The 26,314-nt window shown below is 73.1% G+C and carries 21 protein-coding genes; 16 read left to right on the top strand and 5 right to left on the bottom strand.

Annotation, left to right across the window (positions count from 1 at the left end; genetic code table 11):
* The first annotated feature begins 20 nt into the window (after nt 1–20).
* The 6 genes from AB0G17_RS10590 to sigJ all read left to right on the top strand — a co-directional run bounded on the left by AB0G17_RS10590 (nt 21) and on the right by sigJ (nt 8,880).
* Complete coding sequence (locus tag AB0G17_RS10590; RefSeq protein ID WP_361378748.1) at nt 21–2,240, top strand: serine/threonine-protein kinase; 2,220 nt, start codon at nt 21–23, stop codon at nt 2,238–2,240.
* 227 nt (nt 2,241–2,467) lie between these two features.
* Nucleotides 2,468–4,036: an NAD(P)/FAD-dependent oxidoreductase gene (locus tag AB0G17_RS10585; RefSeq protein ID WP_361378745.1), complete on the top strand. Its 1,569-nt coding sequence runs from the start codon at nt 2,468–2,470 to the stop codon at nt 4,034–4,036.
* A 150-nt stretch (nt 4,037–4,186) separates the two neighbouring features.
* Entirely contained in the window at nt 4,187–5,296 is a 1,110-nt protein-coding gene (locus tag AB0G17_RS10580; protein WP_361378742.1) for a nitronate monooxygenase family protein, read from the top strand.
* Complete coding sequence (locus AB0G17_RS10575; RefSeq protein WP_361378739.1) at nt 5,293–6,852, top strand: acyl-CoA synthetase; 1,560 nt, start codon at nt 5,293–5,295, stop codon at nt 6,850–6,852. Before AB0G17_RS10580 ends, AB0G17_RS10575 begins: the two co-directional genes overlap by 4 nt.
* Nucleotides 6,853–6,992: 140 nt before the next feature.
* Complete coding sequence (locus tag AB0G17_RS10570) at nt 6,993–7,943, top strand: NAD(P)-dependent oxidoreductase (protein WP_361378736.1); 951 nt, start codon at nt 6,993–6,995, stop codon at nt 7,941–7,943.
* A gap of 43 nt (nt 7,944–7,986) precedes the next feature.
* Nucleotides 7,987–8,880 carry an RNA polymerase sigma factor SigJ gene (sigJ, locus tag AB0G17_RS10565; protein WP_361378733.1) on the top strand — a complete coding sequence of 298 codons (894 nt, stop codon included), beginning with the start codon at nt 7,987–7,989 and terminating at the stop codon, nt 8,878–8,880.
* A 42-nt stretch (nt 8,881–8,922) separates the two neighbouring features.
* On the opposite strand, the gene AB0G17_RS10560 is transcribed toward sigJ, so the two are convergent.
* Together AB0G17_RS10560 and paaK are read right to left on the bottom strand one after the other, a co-directional pair.
* A complete protein-coding gene (locus AB0G17_RS10560; protein WP_361378929.1) occupies nt 8,923–11,322 on the bottom strand; it encodes a penicillin acylase family protein in 2,400 nt (799 codons plus the stop codon).
* A 186-nt stretch (nt 11,323–11,508) separates the two neighbouring features.
* On the bottom strand, nt 11,509–12,810 hold the full coding sequence (gene paaK, locus AB0G17_RS10555) for a phenylacetate--CoA ligase PaaK (protein ID WP_361378729.1): 1,302 nt from the start codon (nt 12,808–12,810) through the stop codon (nt 11,509–11,511).
* Nucleotides 12,811–13,054: 244 nt separating this feature from the next.
* Here paaK and AB0G17_RS10550 point away from each other — a divergent pair, with 244 nt between their 5' ends.
* Nucleotides 13,055–14,587 carry an alpha/beta hydrolase gene (locus AB0G17_RS10550; protein ID WP_361378726.1) on the top strand — a complete coding sequence of 511 codons (1,533 nt, stop codon included), beginning with the start codon at nt 13,055–13,057 and terminating at the stop codon, nt 14,585–14,587.
* A gap of 18 nt (nt 14,588–14,605) precedes the next feature.
* On the opposite strand, the gene AB0G17_RS10545 is transcribed toward AB0G17_RS10550, so the two are convergent.
* On the bottom strand, nt 14,606–16,228 hold the full coding sequence (locus AB0G17_RS10545) for an acyl-CoA synthetase (protein WP_361378723.1): 1,623 nt from the start codon (nt 16,226–16,228) through the stop codon (nt 14,606–14,608).
* A gap of 165 nt (nt 16,229–16,393) precedes the next feature.
* Here AB0G17_RS10545 and AB0G17_RS10540 point away from each other — a divergent pair, with 165 nt between their 5' ends.
* The 6 genes from AB0G17_RS10540 to AB0G17_RS10515 all read left to right on the top strand — a co-directional run bounded on the left by AB0G17_RS10540 (nt 16,394) and on the right by AB0G17_RS10515 (nt 21,612).
* Complete coding sequence (locus AB0G17_RS10540) at nt 16,394–17,194, top strand: crotonase/enoyl-CoA hydratase family protein (protein ID WP_361378720.1); 801 nt, start codon at nt 16,394–16,396, stop codon at nt 17,192–17,194.
* An 89-nt stretch (nt 17,195–17,283) separates the two neighbouring features.
* Nucleotides 17,284–18,246: an OB-fold domain-containing protein gene (locus AB0G17_RS10535; RefSeq protein WP_361378717.1), complete on the top strand. Its 963-nt coding sequence runs from the start codon at nt 17,284–17,286 to the stop codon at nt 18,244–18,246.
* Nucleotides 18,246–19,301, top strand: coding sequence for a thiolase domain-containing protein (locus AB0G17_RS10530; protein ID WP_361378714.1), 1,056 nt, complete (start codon nt 18,246–18,248; stop codon nt 19,299–19,301). The genes AB0G17_RS10535 and AB0G17_RS10530 overlap by 1 nt, the downstream gene beginning before the upstream one ends.
* An 8-nt stretch (nt 19,302–19,309) precedes the next feature.
* On the top strand, nt 19,310–20,479 hold the full coding sequence (locus AB0G17_RS10525; protein WP_361378926.1) for a thiolase domain-containing protein: 1,170 nt from the start codon (nt 19,310–19,312) through the stop codon (nt 20,477–20,479).
* A gap of 134 nt (nt 20,480–20,613) precedes the next feature.
* The gene (locus AB0G17_RS10520; RefSeq protein ID WP_101386816.1) at nt 20,614–20,853 is read left to right on the top strand and encodes a DUF397 domain-containing protein; all 240 of its coding nucleotides are present in this window, start codon (nt 20,614–20,616) and stop codon (nt 20,851–20,853) included.
* A gap of 147 nt (nt 20,854–21,000) precedes the next feature.
* The gene (locus tag AB0G17_RS10515) at nt 21,001–21,612 is read left to right on the top strand and encodes a CGNR zinc finger domain-containing protein (protein WP_361378711.1); all 612 of its coding nucleotides are present in this window, start codon (nt 21,001–21,003) and stop codon (nt 21,610–21,612) included.
* Nucleotides 21,613–21,898: 286 nt separating this feature from the next.
* Here AB0G17_RS10515 and AB0G17_RS10510 read toward each other — a convergent pair whose 3' ends face one another.
* Entirely contained in the window at nt 21,899–22,495 is a 597-nt protein-coding gene (locus AB0G17_RS10510) for a hypothetical protein (RefSeq protein ID WP_361378708.1), read from the bottom strand.
* Between the two features lie 58 nt (nt 22,496–22,553).
* Here AB0G17_RS10510 and AB0G17_RS10505 point away from each other — a divergent pair, with 58 nt between their 5' ends.
* From AB0G17_RS10505 to AB0G17_RS10495, 3 genes are all read left to right on the top strand, one after another.
* Nucleotides 22,554–22,871 carry a LuxR C-terminal-related transcriptional regulator gene (locus AB0G17_RS10505; protein ID WP_361378705.1) on the top strand — a complete coding sequence of 106 codons (318 nt, stop codon included), beginning with the start codon at nt 22,554–22,556 and terminating at the stop codon, nt 22,869–22,871.
* Between the two features lie 56 nt (nt 22,872–22,927).
* On the top strand, nt 22,928–23,428 hold the full coding sequence (locus AB0G17_RS10500; RefSeq protein ID WP_101392197.1) for a hypothetical protein: 501 nt from the start codon (nt 22,928–22,930) through the stop codon (nt 23,426–23,428).
* 149 nt (nt 23,429–23,577) lie between these two features.
* Nucleotides 23,578–24,909, top strand: a complete 1,332-nt coding sequence (locus tag AB0G17_RS10495) for a peptidoglycan recognition family protein (protein ID WP_361378701.1) — start codon at nt 23,578–23,580, stop codon at nt 24,907–24,909.
* A gap of 125 nt (nt 24,910–25,034) precedes the next feature.
* Here the strand turns inward: AB0G17_RS10495 and AB0G17_RS10490 are convergent, their stop codons facing one another.
* Nucleotides 25,035–26,174, bottom strand: coding sequence for an aminoglycoside phosphotransferase family protein (locus tag AB0G17_RS10490; RefSeq protein WP_361378698.1), 1,140 nt, complete (start codon nt 26,172–26,174; stop codon nt 25,035–25,037).
* Nucleotides 26,175–26,314: the final 140 nt, after the last annotated feature.

The following is a 26,314-nucleotide window of genomic DNA, read 5'->3' as shown; positions in this document are numbered from 1 at the left end:
GACGGGGGCGACATCGCGCGATGGCGGACACCACGCTGATCCACGGCCGGTACCGGCTGCTGGAGGTGATCGGGCGCGGCGGCATGGGCGAGGTGTGGGCGGCCCGCGACGAATCGCTGGGGCGGCGGGTCGCCGTGAAGTGCCTCAAGCCGCTCGGGCCGCAGCACGAGCAGTCGTTCGCGCGCGTGCTGCGCGAGCGGTTCCGGCGCGAGGCGCGGGTCGCGGCGGCGCTCCAGCACCGGGGCGTCACGGTCGTCCATGACTTCGGGGAGTTCGAGGGTGGGCTCTATCTCGTCATGGAGCTGCTCGACGGCCGCAATCTGAGCGAGCTCCTCCAGGACCACAAGGGCCACCCGCTGCCGGTGGCGGACGTCGTGGACATCGCCGAGCAGGTGTCCTCGGCTCTCGCCTACACCCATCAACAGGGGATCGTCCACCGGGACTTGAAGCCCGCCAACATCATGTGGCTGCCGGACGGCACGGTGAAGATCCTGGACTTCGGGATCGCCCGCCTCGGCGCCGACATCGGTTTCACCTCCCGGCTCACCGGCACCGGTATCGCCATGGGCACCCCGCACTACATGTCGCCCGAGCAGATCGGCGGCGCCCCCGTCGACCACCGCAGCGATCTGTACTCGCTGGGGTGCGTGCTGTACGAACTGGCCACCGGGGCACCGCCGTTCGACCTCGACGACGCCTGGGCGATCCTCGTCGGCCACCGCGACACCGTGCCCGGCCCTCCGCGCGTCAGGCGCCCCGAACTCCCCGAGTTCTTCGAGGAGATCGTGCTCGACCTGCTCGCCAAGGAGCCCGGGTCGCGGCCCCAGGACGCGCGGGAGCTGGTGCGGCGCCTCGCCGCCGGGCGCGGGCTCGTCCCGGCCCCGGCCACCCCCTCCACGGTGGCGCCGCCGCCCGTGCGGCCGCGCGGACTGCCGTCCTGGGCGCGCGGGATGACCACCGGCCGCAAGGCTACGGGCTCCACTCCGCCCGACCCCGCCCCGCCCGACCCCGACGCCAGCCTGACCGGCGCGTGGACGACCGCCCTTCCGCCTGTCCCGCCCGCCCCCGACCGGCCGCCGCCACCCCGGCCCGAGCTCCTCGCCGCGCTCGACGAGCGCCACCGCGAAGGCCTGGACCTGGGCCGCGCCGGCCGCTGGGCGGAGGCGGGCGAGGTGCACCGCGCGGTCGCCGCCGCGCGCGCCGAGGCGCTGGGACCCGACCACCCCGACACCCTGGTCAGCCAGTACGAGGTGGCCTTCGCGCTGAGCCGGACCGGGCGCGAGGCCGACGCGCTGCGCGAGTTCGACCTGGTCGCCCAGGCCCGGGCCCGCACGCTCGGACCCGACGACCCGGGCGCGCTCGACGCCCGCCAGGAGACGGCGTACGTCCTGGGCCGCCTCGGGCGCCACTCCGAGGCCCATGAGGTGTACGCCTCGGTGCTCGCCGCCCGGAAGCGCGTCATGGGACCCGACGATCCGGCCACCCTGCGCTGCCGCCACAACCTGGCCTTCAACCTGGGCCGCCTCGGCCGTCTGGAGGACGCGTACCGCATGGCGTGCGACGTCGCCGCGGACCGCGCGCGCGTACTCGGCGCGGGGCACCCCGACACCTTGGTCTCCCGCTACGAAGTCGCATACGTACTGGGGCAGTTGGGGCGCTGGGTGGAGGCGTTGCAGGTCTACCGCGAGGTCGCCTCGGCGCGCGCGACCGCGCTCGGGGCCGACCACCCCGACACGCTGGCCGCCCGGTACGAGATCGGCATCGCCCTCGGCCGTCTCGGCCGCAGCGCCGAGGCGCTGGAGCTGTACCGGGTGCTCGTCGACGACCGCACCCGTATCGACGGCGCCGCGAGCCCCGAGACCCTGCGCGCCCGCCACGGCCTCGGCGTCAACCTCGGGCGGCTCGCCCGCTGGGAGGAGGCCCTGACCGAGGCCCGCGACGTGTGCGCGCTGCGGGAGCGCGTGCTCGGCGCCGACCACCCCGACACCCTGGTCAGCCGGCGCGAGATCGCCGTCGGCCTCGGCTGGCTCGGCCGGTGGACGGCGGCCCTGACGGTCTACCGCCAGGTCGCGGACGCCCGCGAGCGGGTGCTCGGCGCCACCCACCCCGACGCCCTGGCCAGCCGGAACGAGGAGGCCCACTGTCTGGAGCAGCTCGGCCGTGACACCGAGGCGGCGGCCCTGCGCCGGAGGGTCGCGACGCTGCGGCAGGAGAGCGGGGTGCCGGGGCGGGGGCGGTAGGGGGTGGTGGACCGTCGGCGTCGTCCTGACAGTCGGTGTTCGGTGCGGGTCGCCCGCGTCGCCCTGACAGCCGGTGTTCGGTCCCGGTCGCCAAGCGCCGCCCTGGCCGCCGGTCTTCAGCGCGGGTGGCGCGTCACCCGCGTCAACCTGGCCGCGAGTGTTCGGTGCGGGCGGCAAGCCCCCGCGCCACCCTGGCCGCCGGTGTTCGGTGCGTGCTAGGAAGGGCCATGCCCGCACACCAGGTGTACGACACCGTGATCGTCGGCGGAGGCCACAACGGTCTGGTGGCCGCCGCCTACCTCGCCCGCGCCGGCCAGTCGGTGCTGGTCCTGGAGCGCCTCGGCCACACCGGCGGCGCGGCCGTCTCGACCCGCCCCTTCGCGGGCGTCGACGCCCGCCTCTCGCGCTACTCCTACCTCGTCTCCCTGCTGCCGCAGAAGATCGTGGACGACCTGGGGCTGCGCTTCGCCGTCCGTAAACGGACCGTCTCCTCCTACACGCCGGCGGTACGCGACGGACGCCCCACCGGGCTGCTGGTGGGCGGCGGCGAGGAGCGCACCCGGGCCTCGTTCCGCCGCCTGACCGGCTCCGACGCCGAGTACGCGGCCTGGGAGGCGTTCTACGGGATGACCCGGCGGGCCGCCGAGCGGATCTTCCCCACCCTCACCGAGCCGCTGCCGACCCGCGCCGCCCTGCGCGAGCGCCTCGGGGACGACACGGCGTGGCGGGTGCTCTTCGAGGAGCCGCTCGGCGTCGCCGTGGAGGAGCGGTTCCGCGACGACCTGGTACGCGGCGTCGTCCTCACCGACGCCCTGATCGGCACCTTCGCCGACGCCCACGACCCCGCCCTCGCCCAGAACCGCTGCTTCCTCTACCACGTGATCGGCGGCGGCACCGGCGACTGGGACGTGCCGGTGGGCGGGATGGGCGCCTTCACCGACGCGCTCGCGGGCGCCGCACGGGCGGCCGGTGCGGAGATCGTCACCGGGCACGAGGCGACCGCGCTGCGCACCGACGGCCGCGAGGCGGAGGTCGACTTCCGCACGGGGGCGGAGGCGGGGCCGGAATCGGCCGAGGGCACGGTCGTGGCCCGGCACGTGCTGGTCAACGCGTCACCCGAGGCCCTGGCCGCGCTCACCGGCGCCCCGGCCCCGGGGCGCGCCGAGGGCGCCCAGCTCAAGGTCAACATGCTGCTCACCCGACTGCCCCAGCTCAAGGACACATCGGTCGACCCGCGCGAGGCGTTCGCCGGGACCTTCCACATCGGTGAGGGATACGGGGAGTTGGCCGCCGCGTACGCCCAGGCGGCGGCGGGCGAGCTGCCCTCGGCGCCGCCCTCCGAGATCTACTGCCACTCGCTCACGGACCCCTCGATCCTCGGCCCGGACCTGGCGCGGCGCGGCTACCAGACGCTGACCCTGTTCGGGCTGCACACCCCGGCCCGGCTGTTCGGCGGCGACCACGACAAGACGCGCGAGGTGCTGCTGGAGGCGACGCTGGCCCAACTGGACGCGCATCTGGCCGAGCCGCTGGGGGACTGCCTGGCCACCGACGCCGACGGGCGGCCCTGCATCGAGGCGAAGACCCCGCTCGACCTGGAGCGCGAACTGCGGCTGCCCGGCGGCAACATCTTCCACCGCCCGCTCGCGTTCCCGTACGCGCAGGAGTCCGCCGGCCGCTGGGGCGTGGAGACCGCGCACCCGAACGTCCTGCTGTGCGGGGCGGGCGCGGTCCGGGGCGGCGGGGTCAGCGGGATCCCGGGCCACAATGCGGCGATGGCGGTTCTGGGGCGGTAAGGCCCGATGGCCTGGCGGCGGCACCCGTGTCGTCGCTCCGGATCACGGCCGCCACCCCAACCGGCCCGGATGCGCCGGCCACCTAAAGAATCTGACGTAGCATCAGAAAATCTCTTCCCTCGTCGGCTGGGCTGCGGCATCCTGCGCCCCATGCAGACGGAGCTGAGCAGAAGACTGGGAGTGGAGCACGCCATCTTCGGCTTCACGCCGTTCCCGGCGGTGGCCGCCGCCATCACCCGGGCCGGCGGGTTCGGCGTGCTCGGTGCGGTCCGCTACACCGCCCCCGACGACCTCGCGCGCGACCTCGACTGGATGCAGGAGCACACCGACGGGCTGCCCTACGGCCTCGACGTCGTCATGCCCGCCCGGAAGGTGGAGGGCGTCACCGAGGCCGACGTCGAGGCGATGATCCCGGAGGGGCACCGGCAGTTCGTGCGCGAGACGCTTGCCAAGCACGGCGTCCCCGAGCTCGCCGAGGGCGAGGCGTCCGGCTGGCGGATCACCGGGTGGATGGAGCAGGTCGCCCGCAACCAGCTCGACGTCGCCTTCACTTACCCGATCAAGCTGCTCGCCAACGCGCTCGGCTCCCCGCCCGCCGACGTCGTCGAACGCGCCCACGCCAACGGCGTCCTGGTCGCAGCCCTCGCCGGCAGCGCCAAGCACGCCCGCCACCACGCCGACGCGGGCATCGACATCGTCGTCGCCCAGGGATACGAAGCCGGCGGCCACACCGGCGAGATCGCCTCCATGGTGCTCGTGCCCGAAGTCGTAGACGCGGTCGCGCCGCTGCCCGTGCTCGCCGCCGGAGGCATCGGCAGCGGCGCCCAGGTGGCCGCCGGGCTTGCCCTCGGCGCCCAGGGCGTCTGGCTCGGCTCCCTCTGGCTCACCACCACCGAGGCCGATCTGCACTCGCGCGCGCTCACCCGCAAACTCCTCGCGGCGGGCTCCGGCGACACCGTCCGCTCGCGCGCCCTCACCGGCAAGCCCGCCCGCCAGCTGCGCACCGAGTGGACCGACGCCTGGGACGACCCGAGCGGACCGGGCACGCTGCCGATGCCGTTGCAGGGGCTGCTGGTCGCCGAGGCGCTGTCGCGGATCCAGAAGTACGAGGTCGCTCCGCTGCTCGGCACGCCGGTCGGCCAGATCGTCGGCCGGATGAACTCCGAGCGCAGCGTCCAGGAGGTCTTCGACGACCTCACCCGGGGCTTCGAGCAGGCCGTCGACCGTATCAGCCGCATCGCCGGAAGGAGCGGGTCATGACCGACTCCCCGCAGCCGCCCAACGGGTTCTGGGCGCAGGCCGCCGCCGACCCCGGCCGCGTGGTGCTCACCGCGCCCGACGGCGAGCGCTGGACGGCGGGGCGGCTGCACGCCGCCGTCAATCAGCTGGTGCACGGGCTGCGCGCGGCCGGACTGGAACAGGGCGACGCGTTCGCCGTCGTCCTGCCCAACGGGGTCGAGTTCTTCACCGCGTATCTGGCCGCCTCCCAGGCCGGGTTCTACCTCGTCCCCGTCAACCACCATCTGGTCGGGGCCGAGATCGCGTGGATCGTCGCGGACTCCGGCGCCAAGGTCCTCATCGCCCACGAGCGGTTCGCGCGGGCGGCGACGGCGGCGGCCGACGAGGCGAAGCTGCCGGGCAGCCACCGGTACGCGGTGGGCGAGGTGGCGGGATTCCGCCCGTACGGCCAACTCCTCGACGGCCGGCCCGAGTCCGTGCCCGAGGGCCGCACCCTCGGCTGGGTCATGAACTACACCTCGGGCACCACCGGCCGCCCGCGCGGCATCCGGCGCCCGCTCTCCGGCAAGCTCCCCGAGGAGTCCTACCTGGGCGGCTTCCTCGGCATCTTCGGCATCAAGCCGTTCGACGACAACGTCCATCTCGTCTGCTCGCCGCTCTACCACACGGCCGTGCTCCAGTTCGCGGGCGCGTCCCTGCATCTCGGGCATCCGCTGGTCCTGATGGACAAGTGGACGCCCGAGGAGATGCTGCGCCTGATCGACGCGTACCGCTGCACCCACACGCACATGGTGCCGACCCAGTTCCACCGGCTGCTTTCGCTTCCCGAGGAGGTCAGGGCGCGGTACGACGTGAGCTCGCTGCGGCACGCCATCCACGGCGCGGCCCCCTGCCCCGACCACGTGAAGCGGGCGATGATCGAGTGGTGGGGGAGCTGCGTGGAGGAGTACTACGCGGCGAGCGAGGGCGGTGGGGCGTTCGCCACGGCCGAGGACTGGCTGAAGAAGCCGGGCACCGTCGGCAAGGCGTGGCCCATCAGCGAACTCGCGGTCTTCGACGACGAGGGCGTCCGGCTGCCCCCGGGCCAGCTGGGCACCGTCTACATGAAGATGTCCACGGGCGGCTTCAGCTACCACAAGGACGAGACCAAGACGCGGAAGAACCGCATCGGCGACTTCTTCACCGTGGGCGACCTCGGCTACCTCGACGAGGACGGCTACCTCTTCCTGCGCGACCGCAAGATCGACATGATCATCTCGGGCGGGGTGAACATCTACCCGGCCGAGATCGAAGCCGCGCTCCTCAGCCACCCGGCCGTCGCCGACGCCGCCGCGTTCGGCATCCCGCACGCGGACTGGGGCGAGGAGGTCAAGGCCGTCGTCGAAGTGGCGCCCGGACACGAGCCGGGGGACACGCTCGCCATCGAGATCCTCGCCCACTGCGAGGAGCGGCTCGCGGGCTACAAGCGCCCCAAGTCCGTCGACTTCATCGCGGTCATGCCGCGCGACCCCAACGGCAAGCTCTACAAGCGACGGCTGCGCGAGCCGTACTGGGCGGGGTGCGAGCGGGCGATGTGACCCCGCGGGGCGAGGTGTGCCCCAGGTCACATCCGGCGACTGTCACGCGCGAGGGGCCTCGCCCGTCCCGATGCCGAACCTCCTCCGGACCGCGCACCAGCGGCCCGGAGGACCGACCTCAGGACCTCAGGAGAAACCCCATGCGTGTACTTGTCGCCGGAGCCACCGGAGTCATCGGGCGGGCCCTGGTTCCGCTGCTGACCTCGGTGGGCCATGACGTGATCGGCCTCTCCCGCTCGACCGGGCGCTCCGCGTTCCTGGAGGGGACGGGCGCGAGGACCGTCGTGGCCGACGCCCTCGACGCGGCGGCCCTGGACCGGGCCGTGGGCGAAGCGGCCCCGGACGCGGTCGTGCATCTGCTCACCGCCATCCCGCCCCGGCTCAACCCCCGCGGCATGTCCAAGCAGTTCGCCCTCACCGACCGGCTGCGCACCGAGGGAACCCGCAATCTGATCGAGGCGGCCCACAGCGCGGGCGCGCGCCGGGTGATAAGCCAGAGCGTCGCCTTCGGCTACGACCCGGACGGCGCCGGGCTCGCCAACGAGGACACCCCGCTGTGGCCCACCCCGCCCAAGCCGTTCCGGCGCTCCCTCGATGCCCTGCGGGAGCTGGAGCGGCGCACCCGCGACGCGGGCGGACTCGTGCTGCGCTTCGGCCATCTGTACGGCCCCGGCACCGCGTTCGACGCCGACGGCCAGTTCGTCCGCCAGATCATGGACGGCAAGCTGCCGCTGGTGGGCGGCGGTTCGGCCACCTTCTCCTTCACCCACGTCCACGACGCCGCCACCGCCGTGGTCGCGGCCCTCGACAAGAACACCACCGGCACCCTGAACATCGTCGACAACGACCCCGCCCGGATGAGCGAGTGGGTACCGGAGGTGGCCCGGATCCTGGGCGCCCCGGCGCCGAAGCGGCTGCCCGTGTTCATTGCCCGCCTCGCCGTCGGCGGCTGGGGAACGGCGTACATGACACGGCTCCGCGGCGCGGACAACGCGCGCGCCCGGCTCAGCCTCGACTGGCGCCCTCGCCACACCTCGTGGCGCACCGGTCTCGCGGTGGAGTTGAATGGCGCGGTGGCCGCGGCGAAGTGACACCGAAGGCTGTGAACAGCGGAAACAGGGGAGAGGAACCGGTATGGCAGCGCCCGACGAGCAGCAGGACTCGGCGGCGGAAGGGGGCGGCGCGGCCGAGTTCGAACGGTACCGGCCGCTGCTGCTCGGGCTCGCCTACCGCTTCCTCGGGTCCATGTGGGACGCCGAGGACGTGGTCCAGGACGCCTGTGTGCGCTGGCTGGGCACCGACCGGGGCGAGATCAGGGTGCCGCGCGCTTTCCTGATCAAGATGGTCTCGCGGCTCGCTCTCGACCAGCTGCGCTCGGCGCGGGTGACCCGCGAGGCCTACACCGGGCCCTGGCTGCCCGAGCCGGTGGCCACCGACGCGCTGGGGCCGATGGACACCGCCGAGCTCCGTGACACGGTGGCCTTCGCCACCGTGCACCTCATGGAGCGGCTGACCCCGCCGGAGCGGGCCGTGTTCGTGCTGCGCGAGGCGTTCGAGCTGCCGTACGACGAGATCGCCGACATCCTCGGAGCGAGCGCCGCCCACTGCCGCCAGCTGTTCCGCCGGGCCGGACAGCATCTCGCGGACGGGCGCGAGCGCTTCACGCCCGTCGCCGAGGACCACGTGAAACTCTTCACACGGTTCCTGGAAGCCGCACAGCAGGGCGACCTCGGCGGCCTCACCGAGCTGCTCAGCGAGGACGTCGTCGCCTGGAACGACGGCGGCGGCAGGGTGCGCGCCGCCCTGCGCCCGGTCATCGGCCGCGCGAAGGTCCTCGCCTTCATCACCGGCCTGCTCAACCGCTACCCGGTCGGCGCCACCCGCGTGGTCGACGCCAACGGCGCGCCCGCGCTGTTCACCTCGCTCGACGACCACTCCCAGCTCACCTCGCTCGACGTACGCGACGGCCGGGTCCACGGGATCTACGTCGTGCTCAACCCCGACAAGCTCGGCCACATCCAGGCGTGAGCCCCCCGGCGCGGCCCGCCCGAACGGCGGGCCGCGTGGACATCAGCGGTGCTCGCGCACCCGGACGACCCGCAGGGCGGGCGAGGAGAGGATGTCGCGCTCGCAGAAGCGGGAGGTGACCCAGCGCTGCTGTGAATAGAGCTTGGTCTGGTCGCTGTAGTGCGGGGAGAGGACGTTCTCCGACTGGGAGTACGTCAGAAGGGTGCGGGCGACGGGGCACTTGCCGCCGTCCCAGCCGACCGCCTGGATGTGGCTGGATCCGGTCGACACCTCGGTGTAGCCGCGGGCCGGGTCCCACACGCCCTCGACCTTGTTCCAGATGCCGAGCGCCTCGGTGCCGCCGGAGACGGGCAGGCGCTTGCCGCCGCGTACCACGTACTGGTGGTCGCCGAGCCGCGAGCCGAGCGGGATGCCCGCCGCGCGCAGTTCACCGACCGCGTCGGCGAGGGCCCGTGCCACGCCGGGCGACGCGGTGTTGAGGGTGTTCGGCGTGTGCACCGGGTCGGCGGGCGAGAACGGCACCTTCCACAGCTCGGCCGCCGGTACCGACGCCGTCAGCTTGCGCCAGTAGCGGTCGAAGAGCAGCGCGCCCCGGCTCCCGGCGTCCACCGTACGGTCCCAGCCGGTCAGCACTGCGCACGCCGCGGAGACGTCGACCGCCTTGCCGGTGCTGTCCGTCGCGGTGCCGCCCGGCAGCGCGGCGCAGGCCCTGGCCGTGTCGGCCGCCGCCAGGTTCCCGGCGGGCGCCCGGTCGGCGAACTCCTGGCGCTGGAGGTCGGCGACGGTCAGCCGTCCCTTCGCGGCCATCGCCGAGACGTCACCGACGGCTCCGCGCGTGCGCAGCGAGCGTGGGGTGCCGATGGTGCCGAAGATCCGCTCGTAACCGGTCAGGGGGTGCTCGGCGTTGGTCAGCCAGGCGCTGTCGTTGGAGTTCTCGGCGTACGAGGCGTCCTTGAGCACCGGCATCCGCGCGGGCCCGAAGACCCCGGTCTGGACCGCGTCCGGGTCGGAGCCGAGGGCGCACTCGCCGCGCGAGCCGTCGAGCACCGCGACGCCCGCGGCCGGGTAGAGGGCCTTGCCCAGCGGTGTCGAGCAGCGCGCGGCCAGCTCGTCGGTGATCCGGGGGAGCACCTGCGACTGGGTGAACAGCGAGTGCCCGTGCGCGTCGGCGGCCACGGTGTTGACCCAGGGCAGGCCCTGCGTGCGGCGCAGCGACTTCAGGACGTCGTCGGTGCTCCCCGCCTTGGAGAAGCCCAGACCGGTGTCGGCGGCACGCAGATTGAGGGCGTTGGGGTCGTTGAGCGCGAAGGCCGTGGCCTTGGTCCAGGGCATCGGCACCGCCGGGCTGAGCGCGGTGACCACCGGCCCGTACCGCGTCCACCACTGGGTGCGCGTCACCGGAGTGCCGCCCTTCACCGACACCGTCACGGTGCGCCGCGTCATGCGCTCCGAGGCGCCGTCCACCAGGTACGCGGTCGGATCGGCCGGGTCGAGGGTCAGCTGGTGGAGGTTGAGCGTGACACCGGTGGCGACGGTGTGGCTCCAGGCCACCTTGTCGTTGAAGCCGATGCTCATGGTCGCGGTGCCGAGCAGGGCCGCGCCGGAGACGTTCAGCTCGCCGGGGATGGTCTGCTGCATCTGCCAGAAGCGGCGGCCGCCGTGCCAGGGGTAGTGCGGGTTGCCGAGCAGCAGCCCGCGCCCGTTGGCCGTGGCGGCCCCGCTGAAGGCGACGGCGTTGGAGCCCATGTCGGCCTGGTCGGCCGCGAACAGCCGCTGGGCTGCCTGCGCGCTGTCGGCGGGATCAGGCGCCGTGGGGGTGGCCGCGGTGGTCGGCGGCTGCGCGGCGGTGATGCCGTCGGTGGCCCGCCCCTGCCCGCCGAGCACGGATATCGCGAAGCCGCGCGCGGCCACGTCCACGACGGTGACCGGGCGCACCCAGGCCGCGCCCCGGCACGCCGGGTCGGTGACGCGGTGCTGCTTCAGCCAGGCGTTGTAGCCCGCCGCCCAGCCGCGCATCAGCTCCTTGGACTCACGGCTCGGCCCGGCGGGTGCCGGGGTGGCCAGCAGTTTCTCGACCGTGCCGGAGTCGCGTACGGAAGTGAAGTACAGGTCGCTGGAGAGGTTCTTGCTGGCGGCGGAGAGCGAGCCGTCGGGAGCCGCGTCGGGGCCGAACCACTTCGACCGCTCCCCGCGCAGCGTGACGAACCCGTCGGCGAGGGTGCACACCTGGTCGGCCGCCTGGGCGTAGCCGGTGCCGAAGCCGAGGTCGGCGTAGTCCTTGGCGACGATGTGCGGAATGCCGTACTCGGTGTACCGGATGACGGCGGAGAGGCCGCCACCGGAGGGGTGGTGCTCGCGGTCGCCGGACGCGGCCGAGGCCGTCGGGGACAGCGACGCCGAAGCGGTGATCAGCGCGATGCCGGCCAGCGCGAGACGTTCGATCCGGGTGCGGGTGGTGCGGGTGGCGGTGCCGGTGCCGGTGGGGCCTTGGCCGGTGCTGGCGGTGCCGGCCGTGCGGGCGCGGAGAGCCAACGTTCCTCCCAACTCAGTGGGTGACACAGGTGGTTGCTCATGGCACACGAAGTGCCGCCAGCCACTCAGTCAGCTCGGGCACACACCTGTCAACACTCACGCCGTCCCCGCGGGGCCCTGGCGCAGATCCACGATCCGCTTGAACTTGCCCACCGACCGCTCGATGGTCTCGGGGTCGACGACCTCCACCGCCACCGAGACCCCGATGCCGTCCTTCACCGCCGAGACGATCGACCGCGCGGCCGCGTCACGCCGCTCGGGCGCGGTGTCCGCCCGCGCCTCCACCCGTACCGTCAGCGCGTCCAGCCTGCCCTCCTTGGTGAGCCGCAGCTGGAAGTGCGGGGCGAGACCGGGCGTGCGCAGCACGATCTCCTCGATCTGGGTCGGGAAGAGGTTCACCCCACGCAGGATCACCAGGTCGTCGCTGCGGCCGGTCACCTTCTCCATCCGCCGGAAGACCCGCGCCGAGCCCGGCAGCAGCCGGGTCAGGTCCCGCGTCCGGTAACGGATCACGGGCATGGCCTCCTTGGTGAGCGAGGTGAAGACCAGCTCGCCCCGTTCCCCCTCGGGCAGCACATCGCCGGTGAGCGGGTCGACGACCTCCGGGTAGAAGTGGTCCTCCCAGATGTGCAGCCCGTCCTTGGTCTCCACGCACTCCTGCGCCACACCGGGGCCCATGACCTCCGAGAGCCCGTAGATGTCGACCGCGTCGATGGCGAAGCGCTCCTCGATCTCGCGGCGCATCTCCTCCGTCCACGGCTCGGCGCCGAATATCCCCACCTTCAGCGAGGTGGTGCGCGGGTCGACGCCCTGCCGCTCGAACTCGTCGAGGAGGGTCAGCATGTACGACGGGGTCACCATGATGATCTCGGGCCGGAAGTCCTGGATCAGCTGGACCTGGCGGGCCGTCATGCCGCCGGACGCGGGGATCACCGTGCAGCCCAGTCGCTCCGCCCCGTAGTGAGCGCCCAGGCCGCCCGTGAACAGCCCGTATCCGTACGCCACATGCACCTTGTGCCCCGGGCGGCCGCCCCCCGCCCGGATGGAGCGGGCCACTACGTCCGCCCAGGTGTCCAGGTCGCGCTCGGTGTATCCGACCACCGTCGGGCGGCCGGTGGTCCCGCTGGAGGCGTGGATGCGGCGGACCTCGGACTCGGGGACCGCGAACATCCCGAACGGGTAGTGGTCGCGCAGATCCGCCTTGGTGGTGAACGGGAAACGGGCGAGGTCCGCGAGCGAACGGCAGTCCTCGGGCCGTATCCCCGCCTTGTCGAACGCCTCCCGGTAGAAGCCCACGTGGTCGTACGCATGGCGCAGCGAAGCTCTCAGCCGGTCCAGCTGGAGCGCCTCCAGCTCCGTCCGGCTCAGCCGTTCCGCCGCGTCCAGCAGGGGTTCCATGGACCGCTCCCGTCCTCGCCCGTGATCACCGTGTGCAAAAACGGACGACCGATCATTCGGTAGATCTGTTCGGGTTCAGTAATCCAGCCACCGAACCGCACCGTCAAGGCCTGTGGACAACGTGCTTCACCGTGCCGTTCGCGCTGCCGTTCGCGTTGTCGTTCATGTCGCTGCTGAGGTCGCCGTTCGCGCTGTCGGCGAAATCCCCTTGGCGGGGTCACCGTGGACTGTGAGGATCACGATCATGCCGAAGTTCACCGCGTACGACGGGACCGAGCTCGCCTACCACCTGGTGGGGACGGGGAAGCCGCTGATCTGTCTGCCGGGCGGCCCCGCGTGGGCCTCGGCCTACCTGGGCGACCTGGGCGGCCTCGACGCCCACCGCCAACTGGTCCTGCTGGACCAGCGGGGCACGGGCGACTCCGCGGTGCCGGAGGAGGTGTCCTCGTACCGGTGTGACCGGCTGGTGGACGATGTGGAGGCGCTGCGCGAACACCTCGGCCTGGCCGCCGTCGACCTCCTCGCCCACTCGGCCTCCGGCAACCTCGCCACGCTCTACGCGGCCGCCCACCCGCACCGCGTCGGCTCGCTCGTCCTGGTCGCCCCCGGCACCCGGGCCGTCGGCCTCCCCGTCACCGAGGACGACTGGCGCGGCGCGGTGGCGCTGCGCGAGGGCGAGAGCTGGTACCCGGAGGGGAGGGCGGCCTTCGAGGAGATCTGGGGCGGGCGCGACTTCCGCGATCTCCGTTCCGCCATCGAGCCGTTCATGTACGGGCGTTGGGACGGCGCCGCCCGGGCGCACGCCGCCGCTGCCGACTCCCAGATCAGACAGGGCAACCGGGAAGCGGCCGCCGTCTTCTACCAGGACGGGGTCTTCGACCCGGCCGTCACCACCAGGGCGCTCGCGGCCGTCGAGGCGCCCGTGCTGGTCCTGGCCGGGGAGTACGACGGCGGCCCCACGCCCGCGCTCGCCTCCCGGCTCGCCGCGCTCTTCCCGCACGGCGAGACCGCCGTGCTGCCGGGCGCCGGGCACTTCCCGTGGGTCGACGCGCCGGGCGACTTCGCCCGTACGGTCGCGGCGTTCCTGGAGCCCGGCGTCCAGAGCGTACGGACCGCGTCCGGCATCCGGCTCGCCCACCGCGCGTGGGGAGAAGTCGGCGCGCCGCCGGTGGTCCTCGTCCACGGCCGGGGCGGGTCCGGCGCCGACTGGACCCAGGTCGCCGAAGGGCTCGCCGCCACGCACCGGGTCCACGCGCTCGACCTGCGGGGCCACGGCCTCAGCGACTGGCCCGGCAGCTACTCGTTCGAGGGCTTCCGCGACGACCTGCGCGGTTTCATCGACGCGCTCGGCCTGGCCGGTGCCGATGTGGTCGCCCACTCCATGGGCGGCGCGGCCGCGCTGCTGCTCGCCCAGGAGGCGCCCGGGCTGGTCGGACGGCTCGTCCTGGAGGAGCCGCCGCCGCTCCTCCCGCTCGACCCGCCGCGCGGGTTCGTGGCACGGCCCGACGAGGAGCTGTCCTTCGACTGGCCTGTCGTCCCGGACGTCAACGTCCAGCTGAACGCGCCGGACCCGGCCTGGCGCAAGGGCATGGCCGAGCTCGCCGTGCCGGTCCTGCTCGTCGCGGGCGGCGGATCCAGCCACATCGACCAGGACAGGATCGCGGAGATGGCCGACCTCATCCCCGACGCCCGCCTCGTCACGTTCGACATCGGCCACAGCGTGCACGCCGTGCTGCCGGACGAGTTCCTCGCCGCGTTGCGGGAGTTCGGGATCTGAGACCCTCAGGCCCGGCCGTCAGTCCGACGCCGACTCCACCGCCACCGCCCGCGCCCAGCGGTAGTCCGCCTTGCCGCTGGGCGAGCGCTGAATGCTCGGTGCGATCACCAGCCGGCGCGGCACCTTGTACCCCGCGAGCCGGGTGCGGCAGTGGCTCTGGATGTCGTCGAGGGTCGGCTCCTCGGCTCCCTCGCGCAGCTGTACGACGGCTGCCACATGGTTGCCCCAGGTGGCGTCCGGCACCCCCGCGACCAGCGCGTCGTACACGTCCGGATGGGACTTGAGCGCCTGCTCGACCTCCTCCGGATACACCTTCTCGCCGCCCGTGTTGATGCACTGCGAGCCCCGCCCGAGGACCGTGACGATGCCGTCCTCGTCGACCGTGGCCATGTCGCCGAGCAGCACCCAGCGCTCGTCGCCCCGCTGGAAGAACGTCTCGGCGGTCTTCGCCGGGTCGTTGTAGTAGCCGAGCGGCACATGGCCGCGTTGGGCGATCCGGCCGGGCTCACCGGGCTTCACCGGCTCGTGGGTGGCCGGGTCGACCACCGCCGTACGGGAGTTGACGCGCAGCCGGAAGCCCTTGTCGGGGCCGGAGTCGTCGGTGGCGGTGCCGTTGAAGCCGGACTCGGAGGAGCCGAAGTTGTTGAGCAGCATCGCCTTCGGGACCAGCGCGCTGAACTGGGCGCGGACCGTCTCCGACATGATCGCGCCGGACGAGGAGACGCTGAACATCGAGGAGCAGTCGGTGCCCTTCATCGGGCCGTTCAGGGCGTCGATGAGCGGGCGCAGCATCGCGTCCCCGACCAGCGACATGCTGGTGACCTTCTCCTTCTCCACCGTCCGCAGGACTTCCTCGGGCACGAACTTGCGGTGCATGACCACGCGCTGGCCGAAGTTGAAGCCGATGAACGCGGTGAGCGTGGAGGTGCCGTGCATCAGCGGGGGAGTGGGGAAGAAGGTGATGCCCTCGCCGCCGGCCGCGACCCGCTCGGCCAGCTCCTCGGGGCGCGCGACCGGCTCGCCCGTCGGCGCTCCGCCGCCGAGCCCGGAGAAGAACAGGTCCTCCTGGCGCCACATCACGCCCTTGGGCATGCCGGTGGTGCCGCCGGTGTAGATGATGAAGAGGTCGTCGGGCGAGCGCGGTGCGAACCCCCGCGCGTCGGACCCGGCCGCCTCGGCCTCGGCGAACGGCACCGCGTCCAGGGCGGGCGCCTCTCTCGGCGGCTCCCCCACCCGTACGAGGTGGCGCAGTTTCCCGGTGTGCGGCAGAGCGCCCGCCACGCGCTCGGTGAACTCCGCGTCGAAGACCAGCGCCGCCAGATCGGCGTCCCGGTAGAGGTAGACCAACTCCTCTTCCACGTACCGGTAGTTGACGTTGACCGGCACGATCCGCGCCTTGAGGCAGCCGAGCACGGTCTGCAGGTACTCGACGCCGTTGTACAGGTGGAGCCCCAGGTGCTCGCCCGGTCCGATGCCGCTGTCGATCAGATGGTGGGCGATCCTGTTGGCGGCCGCGTCCAGCTGTGCGTAGGTCAGCCGGCGCTCCGCGCCCGTGCCGGGGTGGTCGAGGTAGACCAGCGCCTCGCGGTCGGGAACCACGTCGACGACCGACTCGAACAGGTCGGCAAGGTTGTACTCCACCGCTCCTCCTGACCCCGGCGCCATCCGTGTGGCCGTCATCAGAGCAGAGCCGACCACAACTGGGAAGGGGCTCCACCGAAAGAATCTGACTGCCTGTCAGAAAACTATTGAACTGCGCCCCCGGCTCCTGCAACCTGTTCCAGTCCGACGACGGGAGGCATGCGCATGGGTGGCACCGAACACCTCACCGTGTGGCGCGAGGGCGCCACACTCGTACTCACGCTCAACCGGCCGGAGGCCAAGAACGCGCTCTCGCTGTCGATGCTGGTCGGCCTCTACGAGGGCTGGCTGGAGGCCGATGACGACGACGCGGTCCGCTCGGTCGTGCTCACCGGCGCCGGCGGCGCCTTCTGCGCGGGCATGGACCTCAAGGCCCTGGCGGGCAAGGGGATGGAGGGCGAGCAGTACCGGGACCGCCTCAAGGACGACCCCGATCTGCACTGGAAGGCGATGCTGCGCCATCACCGCCCCCGCAAACCCGTGATCGCGGCCGTCGAGGGGCCCTGTGTGGCGGGGGGCACCGAGATCCTCCAGGGCACCGACATCCGCGTGGCGGGCGAGAGCGCCACCTTCGGGCTCTTCGAGGTCAGACGCGGACTCTTCCCCATCGGCGGCTCGACCGTCCGCCTCCAGCGGCAGATCCCGCGCACCCACGCACTGGAGATGCTGCTCACCGGGCGGCCCTACAGCGCGGCCGAGGCGCGGGACATCGGGCTGGTCGGACGGGTCGTGGCCGACGGCACCGCACTGGAGGAGGCGCTCGCCCTCGCCGAGCGGATCAACGCCTGCGGGCCGCTCGCCGTCGAGGCGGTCAAGGCCTCGGTGTACGAGACCGCCGAGATGACGGAGACCGAGGGGCTCGCCGCCGAGCTCAAGCGCGGCTGGCCGGTCTTCGACACCGCCGACGCCAAGGAAGGCGCCCGCGCCTTCGCCGAGAAGCGCCCGCCGGTCTACCGGCGGGCCTGAGGTCCGCCCGTCCGCCGGCGCGCCTGAACGCCGGCACCTCGTCCGCGTGCCCGAGTCCGCCCGCCGGCGCACCCGAGAAGGAGACCCCGATGCCCGAAGTCCTCAGCGCCCCCCTGGTGGTCGAGTTCCCGTTCACCCGCTCGCTCGGCCCCGTCCAGAGCGCCTTCCTGACCGGCCTGCGCGAGCGGACCGTCCTCGGGGTGAAGACCGCCGACGGGCGCGTCCTCGTCCCGCCCGTCGAGTACGACCCGGCCACCGCCGAAGAGCTCCGCGACCTCGTCGAGGTCGCCCCCACCGGCACCGTCACCACCTGGGCCTGGAACCCGTCCCCGCGCCGGGGCCAGCCCCTGTCGCGCCCCTTCGCCTGGGTCCTGGTCAAGCTCGACGGGGCCGACACCGCGCTGCTGCACGCCCTGGACGCGCCGGGCCCCGACGCCGTGCGGACCGGGATGCGGGTGCGCGTGCGGTGGGCGCCGGAACGCGGCGGGGCGATCACCGACATCGCGTGCTTCGAACCGTACGAGAGTGATTCGGCGGGCCAACCGCGCCCGCACAGTGGCGAGTTCGCGGACCCGGTCACCGGGATCGTCGCCCCGGCCCGGCTGGACTACACCTACAGCCCCGGCCGCGCCCAGGCCGGGTACATCGAGGCCCTGGCGGAGCGCCGCACCGTCGGCGAGCGCTGCCCGTCCTGCCGCAAGGTGTACGTGCCGCCGCGCGGGGCCTGCCCCACGTGCGGCGTCGCCACCGACGAGCGGGTCGAGGTGGGTCCGGCGGGCACGGTCACCACGTACTGCATCGTCAACATCAAGGCTGCGCATACGGCGAATCTCGACATCGAAGTGCCCTACGTCTACGCGCACATCGCCCTCGACGGCGCCGACCTCGCCCTGCACGGCCGGATCGGCGGCATCCCCTACGACCAGGTGCGGATGGGCCTGCGGGTCGAGCCGGTGTGGCCCGAGTCCTCATCGGGGGGACGCCACCCCGACCACTACCGGCCCACCGGCGAGCCCGACGCCGACTACGACACGTACAAGGAGCTGATCTGATGCGCCCCGTACGCGATGTGGCCGTCGTCGCCTTCGCGCAGACCGACCACAGGCGCCGCACGGACGAACTCTCCGAGGTCGAGATGCTCATGCCGGTGCTGCACGAGGTACTCGACCGTACCGGGCTGAAGACCAGCGACATCGGATTCACCTGCTCGGGCTCCTCGGACTACCTCGCGGGCCGCGCCTTCTCCTTCACGATGGCGCTGGACGGCGTGGGTGCCTGGCCGCCGATCGCCGAGTCGCACGTCGAGATGGACGGCGCCTGGGCGCTCTACGAGGCCTGGGTGAAGATCCTCACCGGCGAGGCCGACACCGCGCTCGTCTACTCGTACGGCAAGTCCTCGCCCGGCGAGGTCCGTGACGTACTGACCCGCCAGCTCGACCCGTACTACCTGGCGCCCCTGTGGCCCGACTCCGTCGCGCTGGCCGCGCTCCAGGCGCAGGCGCTGATCGACGCGGGCGACACCGACGAGCCCGCGCTCGCCGCGATCGCGGCCCGCAGCCGGGACTCCGCCACCGCCAACACCCACGCTCAGGTGCGCGGTTCGCGGCCCCAGGGCGACTACCTCGTACGCCCGCTGCGCACCGGCGACTGCCCGCCGGTCGGGGACGGGGCCGCCGCCGTCATCCTCGCCGCCGGGGACGCCGCGCGCGGGCTGTGCGAGCGGCCCGCCTGGATCCGGGGCCTGGACCACCGCATCGAGCCGCACGGCCTGGGCGTGCGCGACCTCACCGACTCGCCGTCGGCGCGGCTCGCGGCCGAGCGCGCCGGAGCCTTCGAAAGGCCGGTCGACACCGCCGAACTGCACGCCCCCTTCAGCTCGCAGGAGGTCGTCCTGCGCAAGGCGCTGAGGCTGGGCGACGGGGTGCGGGTCAATCCGTCAGGGGGAGCTCTGGCCGCCAACCCCGTGATGGCCGCCGGGCTGATCCGGATCGGTGAGGCGGCCGCCGGAATCCACCGGGGCGAGTCGGACCGGGCGCTGGCCCACGCCACCTCGGGTCCTTGCCTCCAGCAGAACCTCGTCGCCGTACTGGAGGGGGAGCCGTCATGAGCGCAGCCGTGAACAAGGAGCCGGTGGCCGTCGTCGGAATCGGCCAGACCAAGCACGTCGCCGCCCGGCACGACGTCTCGATCGCCGGACTGGTCCGCGAGGCGGCCCAACGCGCGCTGGAGGACGCCGAGTTGGGGTGGGCGGACATCGACGCGGTCGTCATCGGCAAGGCCCCCGACTTCTTCGAGGGCGTGATGATGCCGGAGCTCTATCTGGCCGACGCGCTCGGCGCGGTCGGCAAGCCCATGCTGCGGGTGCACACCGCGGGCTCGGTCGGCGGTTCCACCGCGCTGGTCGCCACGAACCTGGTGGCCGCCCGGGTCCACGGAACGGTCCTGACCCTGGCCTTCGAGAAGCAGTCCGAGTCCAACGCCATGTGGGGCCTGTCGCTGCCCATCCCCTTCCAGCAGCCGCTGCTCGCCGGGGCGGGGGGTTTCTTCGCGCCGCACGTGCGCGCGTACATGCGGCGCACCGGCGCCCCCGACACGGTGGGCTCGCTCGTCGCGTACAAGGACCGGCGCAACGCGCTCCTCAATCCGTACGCGCATCTGCACGAGCGGGACATCACCCTGGAGAAGGTGCAGGCGTCCCCGATGCTCTGGGACCCGATCCGCTACTCGGAGACGTGTCCGTCCTCGGACGGGGCGTGCGCCATGGTCCTCACCGACCGCACGGGGGCGGCCCGTTCGCCCCACCCGCCCGCCTGGGTGCACGGCGGCGCGATGCGCAGCGAGCCCACGCTCTTCGCGGGCAAGGACTTCGTCTCGCCGCAGGCGGGCAAGGACTGCGCCGCCGACGTCTACCGGCAGGCGGGGATCACCGACCCGCGCCGCGAGATCGACGCCGTCGAGATGTACGTGCCGTTCTCCTGGTACGAGCCCATGTGGCTGGAGAACCTGGGGTTCGCGGCGGAGGGCGAGGGCTGGAAGCTCACCGAGTCGGGCGTCACCGAGCTCGACGGGGATCTGCCGGTCAACCCCTCGGGCGGGGTGCTCTCCACCAACCCCATCGGCGCCTCCGGCATGATCCGCTTCGCCGAGGCGGCCCTCCAGGTGCGGGGCCGGGCCGGGGAGCACCAGGTGGAGGGGGCACGCAGGGCGCTGGGCCACGCCTACGGCGGCGGCGCGCAGTTCTTCTCCATGTGGCTGGTCGGGTCCGAGCCGCCGGACAGGACTTGAGGAGGCGGCAGGCCGGCGGGGCCGTCCGGGCCGGCGTCGCGGGCGGGCCGCGGTACTCCTTCCGTGGCCTGTCCGGGACCGGACGCGATCGCTAGTCTGGCCCCGGACGACAGGGAACCGGGAGGAGCAGGGACGTGGCCGAGAGCACCACCCAGCAGACCCTTGTGGGCTGGGACAAGCCGGATCTCGATCTCAGCAAGGCCGACTGGAGGTCGAGCAGCCAAGGGACGGGAGACGTCCAGATCGCGTTCGTGGAGGGGTTCATCGCGATGCGCAACGGGGGCCGCCCCGGCAGCCCCTCGCTGATCTTCAGCCCGGCCGAGTGGCGCGCCTTCGTGCTGAACGCGCGCGACGGGGAGTTCGACCTCACCTGAGCGCGGTACGGGCCGGGTCGCCCCGCCCGTACGGGAGCTCCCGCGCACCCGTCCGGCCGGTGGGCCGGGCGGGGCCGGAGCCCATGCCGTGGGGGTCCCGAACGCCGTACCCGCCTAACGCTTGCCGCCGTGGTTACCATTAGCCGCATGGCCGACCACTCCCTCGTTCTCGACCTCGCCCTCACCGTCCGCCACGACGGACACGGCGGGGTGGCCGACGACCTGAGCGGGCCGGAGGGGCTGACCGCGTGGGTGCGCGAGCACGCGGCCGCGCTGGACGTGGACCCGGATCTCCGGACGGACGGCTTCACCGCCGACGACGACGCCCTCGCGGCCGTCCGCGCGCTGCGGGCCGCCGTGCGCGCCCTCTTCGCCCGCGCGGTACGGCCCGACCCGCCGAGCCCCGCCGACGCCCAGCGGCTGCTCCCCGTCGAGACGGCCCTGGAGCTGCTGAACGCGGCCGCCGCCGTCCCCACCGTGCCCCGCCTCGCATGGCCCGAGGGCGCCGACCCGTACGCCGTCCACCACGGCACCGGCACCCCCGACGCCGTCACGGCGCTGCGCGCCGCGCTCGCCCGCGCCGCCGTCGACTTCCTGGCCGGGCCCGACCGGGTGAGGCTGCGGGCCTGCCACGCACCGCGCTGCGTGCGGTACTTCCTCAAGGAGCACCCGCGCCAGGAGTGGTGCGGGCCCTCCTGCGGCAACCGCGCCCGGGTCGCCCGCCACCAGCGGCGCCACCGCCTCCACGCCGAGCCGTAGCGACCCCGGCGGCCGTCAAGGCGCCCAGCGCGTCCGCCTCCTCGAAGAGGTGCGCCCAGGGCCGCCGGCCCCGACGTGCCGTAGCGGGCCGTCGTTCGCGACCACGCCAGATTGCCGCTCATCAGCGCCCGCATGCCCGCCACATAGTCGTCGACCTGTGCGCGCAGCTGGTCCGAGACCCCGGCAAGACGAGCCTGATCGCCGAGATCCGCAAGGAAGCCGTCGCCCGGGGCTGCACCCTAGTGCGAGAGCCGCGGCCGGTGCGGCGCCCACTTCTCGTTCGGCCTCACCCTTCGGGTACATCCGGTTCTGCCGCGGCCGCCTCGCCGAGGCCGAGGACCTGGTCCACGGCGGGCTGCGGATCGCCGACCGGGTCGGCCGGCGCATCCCCGCCCAGTGGTTCGCGCTCGGCATCCTGATGGAGATCCTGCTGGCCAGGGGCCGGGTGGACGAGGCGCAGGAGCTGTCCGACCGGTACAACTACGGCCAGGTCGTCCCCAACGCCGTCGTCTACCCCGACTCCGAGACCGTCCACAGCGAGCTGCTGCTGGCGCGCGGTCTGCGCAGCGACGCCGAGCAGCGGCTGCGCGCGGTCGGCCGGCGCCTGGACCGCAGGGGCATGCGCAACCCGGCGTGGTGCCCCTGGCGGCCGCTGCTCGCCGAGGCGCTGGCCCAGACGGAGCCGGCGGAGGCCCAGAAGGTGGCCGACGAGGCGGTCGAGCCGGCCCGCCGGTTCGGCACGGCGGCCGCCATCGGCCGGGCCCTGCACTCCGCCGCCAAGGTGGCCACCGGCGCGAAGAGCCTCAAGCTCCTCGCGGAGGCGGTGCAGCACCTGGAGCGCTCGCCGTCCCCGTACGAGCTGGCCTGCGCGCTGGTCGACCACGGCACGGCGCTCAGCCGCGGGTCTGCCCCAGGACGCCTCCGAGCTGCTCCTCCGGGGCATGGAGAACGCGACGACCTGTGGCGCCGACGCACTGGCGGCCCGGGCGCGCGACGAGCTGGCCGCGTCGGGCCTGCGCCCGCTGCGCCTGCGTGCGGTGGGTACGGACTCGCTCACCGCACAGGAGAAGACGGTGGCCGACCGGGCGGCGCGGGGCTGGGAGGACACCCGCATCGCCGAGGAGCTGGGCATCCGGGAGCGGGACGTCGAGCTGCTGCTCTCGGGCGTCTTCCGCAAGATCGGCACCGACCGGGCCGGGCTGCCGGAGCTCCTGCGGCACAACGAGATCCGCTCGGCATCGCAGGCGCCGCCCCGCTGAGCCGCCGGACGTGGGCCGGGGCCCGTGCGGGCGCCCCGGCCACGTACCATGGCGGCATGTCGTTCCTCCGCCGCCGCAGCTCCGCCACTCCCGCGGGCCCGGACTTCGATGTCCTGGCCATGGACCCGGGTGACTGGCCCGGAAACCTCGGTGCCGGGCTGCTGCCCGCACCCGACGGAAGCTGCCAGGGCGTCTTCCTGCGCTACGACCTCTTCGGCGGCCGCGGCCCCGCGATGGTCATCGGCAATCTGCCCGAGGGTTCCCCGGCCCGGGAGCTCGACGAGGGCCAGGTGCCGTTCGAGGTCGCCCAGCTGCTGCTGGCGCTGGAGAACGACGAGCCCGTCGAGGTCGTCGACTCCGAGGACATCCCCGTGATGCAGGGCGACAACCTGCTGATCGTGCGGCGCCTGAAGCTCTCCGAGAGCCGCGTGTCCTGCGTGCAGTTCGACCGCAGCGACAACGTGCTGGTCACCATCGCGAGCTGGGACCGGCCGATCACCGACGACCTGTACGCGCTCCTGAAGCCGCTGCCCGCCGAGCTCTTCCAGCAGGGCTGACGGCGTCACCGGCAGGTCAGCGGCCTGCCACAGGTCTGATCCACTGATACAACTCACCCTTCTGGCGGCGCTCTTGACGCGCCCTCACCCGGGGTCACACAGTGTGCGCGCACCGCACCCGAGGTGAACTCCCGGCAGGAAGGGTTGTCATGACATCCCATCAGAGGACCAGGCTCGTTCTCGCGCTGACCGCCACCGGGGCCTTCGGCCTCGCCCTGCTCGCTCCCGCGCCGGTGGCCGGCGCCGAGGAGCGCGCCACCGAGTGCCCGCGCGTGCTGACGTGTGACTGGGTCCCGGCGGCCTACCAGCAGAACGGCGATCCGGCCAACAAACAGGCGTACGGCAACTACGACATCGCCAACAGGCCGTCCACCAACCGGATCAAGTACATCGTCCTGCACGACACCGAAGAGGACTACGCCGGCACGATCCGGATCTTCCAGGATCCCAAGAGAGCCGTCTCCGCCCACTACGTCGTGCGCTCCTCGGACGGCCACGTGGCGCAGATGGTGAAGACCAAGGACGTCGCCTGGCAGGCCGGGAACTGGTACGTCAACACGCACTCCATCGGCATCGAGCAGGAGGGCGTCGCCGTCGAGGGCGCCACCTGGTACACCCCGCAGATGTACCGCTCCACGGCCGCCCTGGTGCGCTACCTCGCCGCCAAGTACGACATCCCCCTCGACCGCCAGCACATCCTCGGCCACGAGAACGTGCCGCCGACCACGGCCGGGGGCACCAAGAACATGCACTGGGACCCGGGCCCGTACTGGGACTGGAACCGCTTCATGGCCGTGCTCGGCGCCCCCACCCACCCCACCGCGCCACCGAGCAGCCAACTGATCACCATCAGCCCCAAGTTCGGCTCCAACCAACAGGTGTTCCGCGACTGCGAGAAGAACGCCGACCTGCCCGTCCAGGGCAGCAGCGCTGTCCCGCTGCACACCGAACCCTCCGCCACGGCCCCGCTGTTCGCCGACCCCGCCCTGCACGCGCCCGGTGAGGCGGGCACCAACTGCGCCAACGACTGGGGCAGCAAGATCAGCGCCACCCAGCAGGCCGTCGTGGCCGAGCGCAAACCGGGCTGGACGGCGATCTGGTGGTACGGCCAGAAGGCCTGGCTCCAGACGCCCGGTCACACCCGCACGACCACCCCGACCGCGGGCTACGTCGTACGGCCCAGGGCGGGCCTGACGGAGGTGCCGGTGTACGGCGTCGCCTACCCCGAGAAGTCCGACTACCCGGCCGACTTCACCGCTCCGCGCGTGGGCACTCCGCTCCCGTACACCATCAAGGCGGGCCAGTCCTACCCCGGCGGCGGCGAGGCGCCCAGCGGCTACTACTACGCGCCGACGATCGACTCGTCCTTCCCGTACGACCACACGTACTTCCCCGGCTCGGCGAAGTACGTGACCGTGCAGATCGGCCACCGCATCGCCGTGGTGAGAGCCGCCGACGTCGATGTCGTACGGGTGCGCTGAGCGCGGCCGGCGCACACGGCGGCGCGCCGCGCGTCCGGTGTGTCGGCACCGGGCGCGCGGCGCGCTCCTTTCCCCGGGGCCCGTCCGGCGGAGCAGGTAGCCGGAACGGGCCCCTCACGCGGCGGTCAGCGGGTCCCGACCGCCGCACGCACGGCCCGACGCGCCATGGCGCAGTCGTCGTGCAGCCTGCGCAGCAGCAGCCGCTGCTGCTCCCCGGCCGAAGGCACACCCGGCTGCTGCGACGAGCCCGCGCCCGAGGGCGCCGACTCACGCATGGCGCGCTGCACGGCCGTCTCGTACGTCCGGATCTCCCGCGTCAGTACGAGCATCAGGTTCACCAGGAAGGCGTCCCGCGCGGCCGGGCCCGACGCCTGGGCCGCCTGGCTGATCTGCCGCCGGGCCACGGGCGCGTCGCCGAGCACCGTCCACAGCGTCGCCAGGTCGTACCCCGGCAGGTACCAGCCGGCGTGCTCCCAGTCGACGAGCACCGGACCCGCGGGCGACAGCAGGATGTTCGTCAGCAGCGCCTCGCCATGCGAGAACTGCCACGCGACCGGGCGGCCCGAGTGGGCCAGACCGTGCAGCAGCTTCTGGAGGTCGCTCAGATCCCGGTCGGTGAAGAGCCCGAGCTCGTGGTAACGGGCGATGCGCTGCGCGTACTCCAGCGGCCGGGTGAACATCTCGGCCGGCGGCCGCCAGGCGTTGACCCGGCCGATCGCCCCGAGAGCGGCCCGGACGTCGGCGCGCGGCGGAGCCTCGACCGGGTGCCGGCTCAGGGCCGCCGCACGGCCCGGCATCCGCTCGATCACCAGGGTGCAGTTGTCCGGGTCCGCGGCGATCAGTCGGGGCACCCGCACTGGTGGGCGGTGCCGGACGAACGCGCGGTATGCCGCTATTTCGTGCCTGAACCGCTCGGCCCAGGCGGGCGAGTGGTCCAGGAGGCACTTGGCGACCGCCGTGGCGCGGCCGGTGGTTCCGACGAGCAGGACGGACCGGCCGCTGCGCCGCAGCACCTGCACCGGGTTGAACTCCGGACAGATGCGGTGCACCGACGTGATGGCCATCCGCAGCTGCGCGCCCTGCGGGCCCGACAAGTCGATCCTCCCGCTGAGCGGTTGGACGCCCACCCCTGGTCGGCGCGCGGTCCGGCCGGCGCCGAGCGCCGCCGGGGCGGCGTGCGAGGGGTCGAGGTACGGTCCGCCGCCCGTCACCAGGTGGCGGTGCGGCCGGGGCGGGGCTGACACGGAGGACGATGCTGTGTACATGGGCGAAACAGATCCCTTCGTGCGCCGACGAGTTGCTGGCCAGCCCGGCCCCGGTGGCCCTGATCCCACCCTGGGGAATGGGGTCCGCCTGCCGGGGCGGGGTGGCGCCTTCTTACCTGACACCCGACCGCGGGTGGCAC

Source organism: Streptomyces sp. NPDC023838 (assembly GCF_040639555.1).
Lineage (GTDB): Bacteria > Actinomycetota > Actinomycetes > Streptomycetales > Streptomycetaceae > Streptomyces.
Note: the sequence above shows the minus strand (reverse complement) of the source record. Positions and strands in the feature narration are given on the sequence as shown.

What these genes read in the sequence shown, in the direction of transcription:
- AB0G17_RS10590 (WP_361378748.1), top strand. Translation starts at nt 21, where the DNA reads ATGGCGGACACCACGCTGATCCACGGCCGGTACCGGCTGCTGGAGGTG.
- AB0G17_RS10585 (WP_361378745.1), top strand. Translation starts at nt 2,468, where the DNA reads ATGCCCGCACACCAGGTGTACGACACCGTGATCGTCGGCGGAGGCCAC.
- AB0G17_RS10580 (WP_361378742.1), top strand. Translation starts at nt 4,187, where the DNA reads ATGCAGACGGAGCTGAGCAGAAGACTGGGAGTGGAGCACGCCATCTTC.
- AB0G17_RS10575 (WP_361378739.1), top strand. Translation starts at nt 5,293, where the DNA reads ATGACCGACTCCCCGCAGCCGCCCAACGGGTTCTGGGCGCAGGCCGCC.
- AB0G17_RS10570 (WP_361378736.1), top strand. Translation starts at nt 6,993, where the DNA reads ATGCGTGTACTTGTCGCCGGAGCCACCGGAGTCATCGGGCGGGCCCTG.
- sigJ (WP_361378733.1), top strand. Translation starts at nt 7,987, where the DNA reads ATGGCAGCGCCCGACGAGCAGCAGGACTCGGCGGCGGAAGGGGGCGGC.
- paaK (WP_361378729.1), bottom strand. Translation starts at nt 12,810, where the DNA reads ATGGAACCCCTGCTGGACGCGGCGGAACGGCTGAGCCGGACGGAGCTG.
- AB0G17_RS10550 (WP_361378726.1), top strand. Translation starts at nt 13,055, where the DNA reads ATGCCGAAGTTCACCGCGTACGACGGGACCGAGCTCGCCTACCACCTG.
- AB0G17_RS10540 (WP_361378720.1), top strand. Translation starts at nt 16,394, where the DNA reads ATGGGTGGCACCGAACACCTCACCGTGTGGCGCGAGGGCGCCACACTC.
- AB0G17_RS10535 (WP_361378717.1), top strand. Translation starts at nt 17,284, where the DNA reads ATGCCCGAAGTCCTCAGCGCCCCCCTGGTGGTCGAGTTCCCGTTCACC.
- AB0G17_RS10530 (WP_361378714.1), top strand. Translation starts at nt 18,246, where the DNA reads ATGCGCCCCGTACGCGATGTGGCCGTCGTCGCCTTCGCGCAGACCGAC.
- AB0G17_RS10515 (WP_361378711.1), top strand. Translation starts at nt 21,001, where the DNA reads ATGGCCGACCACTCCCTCGTTCTCGACCTCGCCCTCACCGTCCGCCAC.
- AB0G17_RS10505 (WP_361378705.1), top strand. Translation starts at nt 22,554, where the DNA reads ATGGAGAACGCGACGACCTGTGGCGCCGACGCACTGGCGGCCCGGGCG.
- AB0G17_RS10500 (WP_101392197.1), top strand. Translation starts at nt 22,928, where the DNA reads ATGTCGTTCCTCCGCCGCCGCAGCTCCGCCACTCCCGCGGGCCCGGAC.
- AB0G17_RS10495 (WP_361378701.1), top strand. Translation starts at nt 23,578, where the DNA reads ATGACATCCCATCAGAGGACCAGGCTCGTTCTCGCGCTGACCGCCACC.
- AB0G17_RS10490 (WP_361378698.1), bottom strand. Translation starts at nt 26,174, where the DNA reads ATGTACACAGCATCGTCCTCCGTGTCAGCCCCGCCCCGGCCGCACCGC.